This window comes from Streptomyces sp. NRRL S-37 (genome assembly GCF_000721605.1).
Lineage (GTDB): Bacteria > Actinomycetota > Actinomycetes > Streptomycetales > Streptomycetaceae > Streptomyces.
On record NZ_JOIZ01000112.1, the window covers coordinates 1 to 419 of the forward strand.

1 pseudogene is annotated in these 419 nt (G+C 67.3%); it reads left to right on the plus strand.

What is annotated here, in order from left to right:
- Positions 1 to 419, plus strand: a pseudogene (locus IH50_RS0137010) (trehalose synthase); the annotation flags it as partial.

Below are 419 nucleotides of genomic sequence, written 5' to 3' on the forward strand. Positions count from 1 at the left end.
CACGCCTTCCTGAAGCGGGTGCGCAAGGAGATCGACACCCAGTACCCGGACACGGTGCTGCTGGCCGAGGCCAACCAGTGGCCCGAGGACGTCGTCGACTACTTCGGCGACTACGCCGCCGGCGGCGACGAGTGCCACATGGCCTTCCACTTCCCGGTCATGCCGCGCATCTTCATGGCCGTGCGGAGGGAATCCCGTTACCCGGTCTCGGAGATCCTGGCCAAGACGCCGGCCATCCCGTCGGGCTGCCAGTGGGGCATCTTCCTGCGCAACCACGACGAGCTGACCCTGGAGATGGTCACCGACGAGGAACGCGACTACATGTGGGCGGAGTACGCCAAGGACCCCCGCATGCGCGCCAACATCGGCATCCGCCGCCGGCTCGCCCCGCTGCTGGACAACGACCGCAACCAGATCGA